Source organism: uncultured Megasphaera sp., from assembly GCF_958350005.1.
GTDB lineage: Bacteria > Bacillota > Negativicutes > Veillonellales > Megasphaeraceae > Megasphaera.
The window spans coordinates 1-5821 of sequence record NZ_CATWFF010000131.1 but is presented as its reverse complement, the minus strand read 5'-3'; the positions used below and the strand labels follow the sequence as shown (position 1 = coordinate 5821).

General features: G+C 49.3%; 5 protein-coding genes. All 5 read right to left on the bottom strand.

Annotated elements, in window-relative coordinates; translation table 11 throughout:
- Positions 1 to 944 (bottom strand): class I SAM-dependent DNA methyltransferase (locus tag Q3886_RS07945; protein ID WP_301860807.1); only part of this gene is annotated, 944 nt, incomplete at its 3' end.
- 14 nt (positions 945 to 958) lie between these two features.
- Positions 959 to 1492: a hypothetical protein gene (locus Q3886_RS07940; protein WP_301860805.1), complete on the bottom strand. Its 534-nt coding sequence runs from the start codon at positions 1490 to 1492 to the stop codon at positions 959 to 961.
- Positions 1493 to 1739: 247 nt separating this feature from the next.
- The gene (guaA, locus tag Q3886_RS07935; protein WP_301860804.1) at positions 1740 to 3275 is read right to left on the bottom strand and encodes a glutamine-hydrolyzing GMP synthase; all 1536 of its coding nucleotides are present in this window, start codon (positions 3273 to 3275) and stop codon (positions 1740 to 1742) included.
- A gap of 216 nt (positions 3276 to 3491) precedes the next feature.
- Positions 3492 to 5129 (bottom strand): FAD-dependent oxidoreductase, encoded by a 1638-nt coding sequence (locus Q3886_RS07930; protein WP_301860802.1) that lies wholly within the window; start codon positions 5127 to 5129, stop codon positions 3492 to 3494.
- Positions 5130 to 5160: 31 nt separating this feature from the next.
- On the bottom strand, positions 5161 to 5724 hold the full coding sequence (gene ahpC, locus Q3886_RS07925; RefSeq protein ID WP_301860800.1) for an alkyl hydroperoxide reductase subunit C: 564 nt from the start codon (positions 5722 to 5724) through the stop codon (positions 5161 to 5163).
- Between the last annotated feature and the right edge of the window lie 97 nt (positions 5725 to 5821).

The window sequence follows — 5821 nt, the reverse complement described above, 5'->3', positions numbered from 1 at the left end:
GTCCATTTCTGGGAGTACGGCGGATTCATCATGACGCCGTCAAAGTTGGTGATTTCATCGGCCGGCCAGTCTTTGTCCAGCGTGTCGGCATTGCGCAGGTGCTGATTCGTCGCGGCCACGCCGTGAAGAATCATGTTCATGCGAGCCAGATTATACGTGGCTGTCTTGATTTCCTGGCCGTAATATTCAATCGAATCGGCGTCCTTGATGTATTTGCGGACGTTGAGCAGGAGCGAGCCGGACCCCATGGCCGGGTCATAGGCGGAAAATCCCTTTTTTTCTTCCTGGCCGGCCGTAACGATACGGGTCAGGATAGTCGATACAGACTGGGGCGTATAGAATTCGCCGGCCTTCTGGCCCATATCAGAGGCAAAATTACTGATCAGATATTCGTAGGCATCACCGAGAATGTCGCCGCTGTGGCTGTCCAGATTGAGCGGCGCCAGGGCTTTCATGACGTCGGCAATGAGGGCGTTTCGTTTCTGCGGCGTCGAACCGAGCTTCGTGGAATGAAGGTCGACATCGTCAAACAGATGTTGTAGTAAGTCTGCATTGGACTGTTCCAGATCGCGGAAGGCCTGATTCAGATCTTCCAGCTGGAACGACTGCTTCTGAATGGCATCCATAAAGGCCGTAAAGGTAAATTTTGGCTGCATGGTATAGTCCAGATCCATGGCACTGAGCAGGTCTTCCCTCGTGTCCGGATCGTCATAATACTGCTGATACATTGCCAGCCGCTGTTCTTCCGTGGCAACATCGCCTTCCTCTGCTTCTCCGGCTTCAATCAGGGCCTTGGCCGATGCTTCCAGAAGGGTATCGGACAAGTGCTTGTAGAAAATAAGCCCCAGGGCATAGTCCATATAATCGGCAGCCCCCATGGTCTGGCGCATTACATTGGCTGAATCCCATAATACCTGTTCCAGTTTCTTTTCGTCGTTTGTCATGATATATCTCTCCTTTATCCTTGTTCCTGGTGATGTAACATATTACATATGCCCTGCCGTTTCATCGCTGCTTTCGTGATTTCAAGATAATATTGATATACTGCCGTCACATATAGTCGTCCTATTGTTTCCTGTTTCTTCATGGGAATCAGGGGAATCTCTATTTGCTTCATCTGATGGGCTGACAGGCGCTGTATAAGATTAGAACCTTGTCCCAGCACATTACTTTGGCGGGCCACCTGTTCTGACTCATTCAGCAGATAGCAAAGGTACCAGGGATGTATCTTGTCTGTCTGAATGGTCAGGATAGAAAAAGCCTGGCTGATGACACGGTCCTTGTTATCATCAGAAATAATCGCAGCCACCATATTGTGAGTTTCCAGCACAGACTGATAAATAATTGGATTTGTCAGACTTGCCTCCTTCATTCGATAAAAATCATGCTCGAAATCAGAGCGGGAATATTTTCGTTCTGGCGCTTCTTTTACCAGCCCTCGGCCGACGTTGTATCCTGATACAATATCGGCAACCTCTCCTAATCGTATCACAGGTTTTACGCTCCTTTCATGTAAATAATCTTATTTACATCTTCCTTATGCTCATAGCATACCTCAAGTCCTGCCGCTTGCCAATGTAAATAACGTTATTTACACAAAATCCTGTCAGATATAAGAACGCTCGTATACCTGGCAGGATATATCTATTCTCATGATATTCTGTACACCTTTGGAACTCCTGGCAAAAAAAGGCTCCCTACAAGCCGCATTATTACGCGGTTTGCAGGGAGTATTGCTGTTATTCCCATTCAATGGTAGCAGGTGGTTTGCTCGTTACGTCGTAGACGATGCGGTTGATGTGATCTACTTCATTGACGATACGGTTGGAAACTTTATCCAGTACGTCATAAGGGATTCGTGCCCAGTCGGCAGTCATGAAGTCCGTCGTCGTTACGCCGCGCAGAGCCAGCGTGTAGTCATAGGTACGGAAGTCGCCCATGACGCCGACAGTACGGTTGCTCGTGAGGACAGCAAAGTACTGATTAATGGAGCGATCCAGGCCGGCATTGGCAATTTCTTCCCGGAAAATGGCATCAGCATCACGGAGAATGGCCAGTTTTTCCTTCGTAATTTCACCCATGACACGGATGGCCAGGCCCGGTCCGGGGAAAGGCTGGCGCCATACGAGATAATCAGGCAGTCCCAGTTCGGCGCCTAATTCACGGACTTCATCTTTAAACAAATTGCGCAGCGGTTCAATAAGACCTTTGAAATCGACAACAGCCGGCAGACCGCCTACATTATGGTGGCTCTTGATGACTGCCGCATCACCGGCGCCCGATTCGATGACGTCCGGATAAATCGTACCCTGGGCCAGGAAATCGACAGAGCCGATTTTACGTCCTTCGTCTTCAAAGACACGGATAAATTCTTCGCCAATAATCTTGCGCTTCCGTTCCGGTTCACTGACACCGGCAAGCTTGCTCAGGAATCGTTCCGATGCGTCGACGCGGATAAAGTTCATGCCCGAATCTTTGAATGCCGCTTCTACTTCATCGCCTTCGTTTTTGCGCATCAGGCCGTGATCGACGAAAATACAGGTCAGCTGACTGCCAACGGCTTTGGAAATGAGCGCTGCAGCCACAGAACTGTCGACACCGCCGGACAGAGCCAGCACGACTTTGCCGTTACCGACGGTTTTCTTTACATCAGCAATGGCTGTTTTAGCGTAGTTGGCCATCGTCCAGGTGCCGGTGCAGCCGCAGACTTCAAACAGGAAGTTATGCAGCATTTCCTTGCCGTGTTCCGTATGAAGCACTTCCGGATGGTACTGCATGGCATAGAGTTTCTTTGTTTTATTTTCCATCGCTGCCACCGGGCAATTGTCTGTATGAGCGATAATCGCAAACCCTTCCGGAATGGATGCTACATAATCGGTGTGACTCATCCAGACGATTTCCTGTTTCTGCAGACCTTTAAACAATGGTGACGACGTATCTACCGTAATGGGAGTCTTGCCAAATTCCCGCATATCTGCCGATTTTACGCTTCCGCCCAGGGTCTGCGCCATAAACTGCATTCCATAGCAAAGTCCCAGGACCGGAATTCCCAGGTGAAAGACTTCTTCTTCAATCTTCGGCGCCTTCTCTTCGTAGACGCTGGCCGGGCCGCCGGTGAAAATAATGCCCTGCGGATGAAGTTCCTTGATTTTTGCTACTGCCTTGTGATACGGATATACTTCACAGTATACGTGATTTTCACGGACACGCCGCGCAATCAGCTGGTTATACTGCCCGCCGAAATCGACAACAATTACGAGTTCTTTGTTATCCATTGTTTCCTCCTCATAAGGGTAATATTGCCTGCAGAAAACACCGCATAGCTCTGATGATTCTGTTATTATACCACATAATACGACTTTTCGCCGCAATGGAGGCCTATTATTTTCATATTGTTTGTCTTTCAGAAAAAACGAACCGACAAGATGAAAGGGAAATCATCCTGTCGGTTCGCAGTATGGTTAGTATGAGATGATGGAGAAGATAGGGAGTTATTGAAGTAATGAAGCAATTTCGTGAATATCTTTTTTACCGAAATATACTTTTGAATCATTGACAATCATGCAGGGTACACTCATGATGTTGTACTTCCTGCGAAGTTCCGGAAAATGCTGTACATCGTACATTTCTGCCGTAACATGGGGCGATGCTGCAGCCAGGCGCTGCGTACCCATGACGACTTCCGGGCACATCGTGCACGACAGAGAGACGACGACTTTGACGTGTACATCTTTTCCCTCTGTATTAATAGCAGCTACCTGTTTCTGCACGGTGTCATCCATTTCCTGGCCCGGCCCTGCTACATTGTACAGGGCAATGATGAAGGAATTAAATTCATGCCCGCCAGGTACACCGTGGAACCAGATGCCGCTTGACGAACCATCAGCATGGAGCAGTTCCAGTCCGGGATCGCCCCCGTTGGTTCGTTCTTCCTGCACGAGAATCTTGTCTGTCAGTCCTGCCATTTCCTGACTGAATCCCAGCAATTCTCTCGACAGGGGGCTGTCACTGAGCCAGACTTTGATAATAACAGGCTTGGCAAACTTGGCAAAAATAGGAACCAATTTTTCCCGAATATCTGCAGAAATAAAGGCATCCTCTGAAGCAGCTGCAGGGGCAGCCCCTTTTGGTGCCTCCTGCGGAGCAGGCCCGACTTCTGCTTCGTCTACAGCAGGACGGCTGAATTCCGGCAGGCTGAGCTTTTCGTGCATGGCGGCAATATGTTTTTCTGCTGCCGTCGCTGCAATGGCGCCGTCTGACACGGCAGTAACGACCTGGCGCAGATTCTTGATGCAAATGTCGCCGGCTGCATATACGCCGTCCAGATTGGTCTTATGATTGGCATCGGTAATGACGTAGCCCTGGTCATTCAGCGCAACGTCATGGGCAAACAGTTTCGTATTCGGCACGTAGCCGGCAAATACGAAAATGCCGAAGGAGCCGCCGTCTGGTGCAGTATACTGCCAGGTTTCGCCAGTCTTGTTATTTTTAAACGTCGCCTTTGACAGAAGCTGATCTCCCTGGGCCGATACGATTTCCGTATTAAACTTGACAGAAATCTTTGGATACTTCTGCAGTTCATCGACGATGGTCTGGGCGCAGGCAAAGTGATCTTTCCGCACGAGAATGGTGACTGACCTGGCATATTTGGTGAGGAACATGCTTTCTTCTACTGCCGCAAATCCGCCGCCTATGACGAAGACATCCATGCCCGTAAAGAACTCACCGTCACAGGTAGCACAATAGGCAACGCCGCGGCCGCGAAATGCCTGTTCCCCGTCAAACCCGATTGTGCGGGGATTGGCACCCAGGGCCAGAATGACAGATAACGCCTGTATGTCGCCTTTTGACGTATGAATGACTTTGACATCCTTCTGCAGCTCCAGGGACTGCGCTTCTGCCAGGAGGAACTCTGCTCCAAAGGCTTTCGCCTGTTCGTGCATCGTTTCCGTCAGGGCAGCGCCGCTTGTCCTGGCAACGCCGGGGTAATTTACCACATCAGACGTAATGGTAATCTGGCCGCCAATCTTTTCTTTTTCTACGACTACTACTTTGTATTTTGCCCGAGCCAGGTACAATGCGGCGGTCAGCCCTGCCGGGCCGCCGCCGATAATGACTGCATCATACATTGTACTTGCGGGCTGCTGCCGCGCTTCCATATTACAGTGCGCCGACTAAATCGAAGCTCGGTTTAATCGTTTCGGCACCAGGCTGCCATTTGGCCGGGCATACCTGATCGCCATGTTCTGCTACGAACTGAGATGCTTCGACTTTGCGCAGCAGTTCATCAGCATTACGGCCTACATTTCCGGCATTGACTTCATAGGCGACAATTTTGCCTTCCGGATTGACGATGAACGTGCCCCGTTCAGCCAGGCCGGCATCTTCAATATAGACGTCAAAGTCCTTTGCCAGGGCGCCGGTCGGATCACCGAGCATGGGATACGTTACCTTGCCAATGGCTTTGGACGAATCATGCCATGCTTTATGTACAAAGTGCGTATCGCAGGATACGCTGTATACTTCGCAGCCAATTTTCTGGAATTTATCGTAAATATTGGCCAGATCTTCCAGTTCCGTCGGGCACACAAAGGTGAAATCGGCTGGATAGAAGAAAAATACGGACCACTTGCCCAGAATATCCTTCTTTTTCACGGAATGAAAGGCACCGTTCTGATAGGCCAATACTTTAAAATCTGCTACTTCTTTATTAATCAACGACATGTAAACCGCCTCCTTAATGACATTTATATTCAATTTCTTGCTATGTCTGTATCATACCATCTGTTGGATTATTTGTCAATAATGATTATTTATATTA

What these genes read in the sequence shown, in the direction of transcription:
- guaA (WP_301860804.1), bottom strand. Translation starts at nt 3,275, where the DNA reads ATGGATAACAAAGAACTCGTAATTGTTGTCGATTTCGGCGGGCAGTAT.
- Q3886_RS07930 (WP_301860802.1), bottom strand. Translation starts at nt 5,129, where the DNA reads ATGTATGATGCAGTCATTATCGGCGGCGGCCCGGCAGGGCTGACCGCC.
- ahpC (WP_301860800.1), bottom strand. Translation starts at nt 5,724, where the DNA reads ATGTCGTTGATTAATAAAGAAGTAGCAGATTTTAAAGTATTGGCCTAT.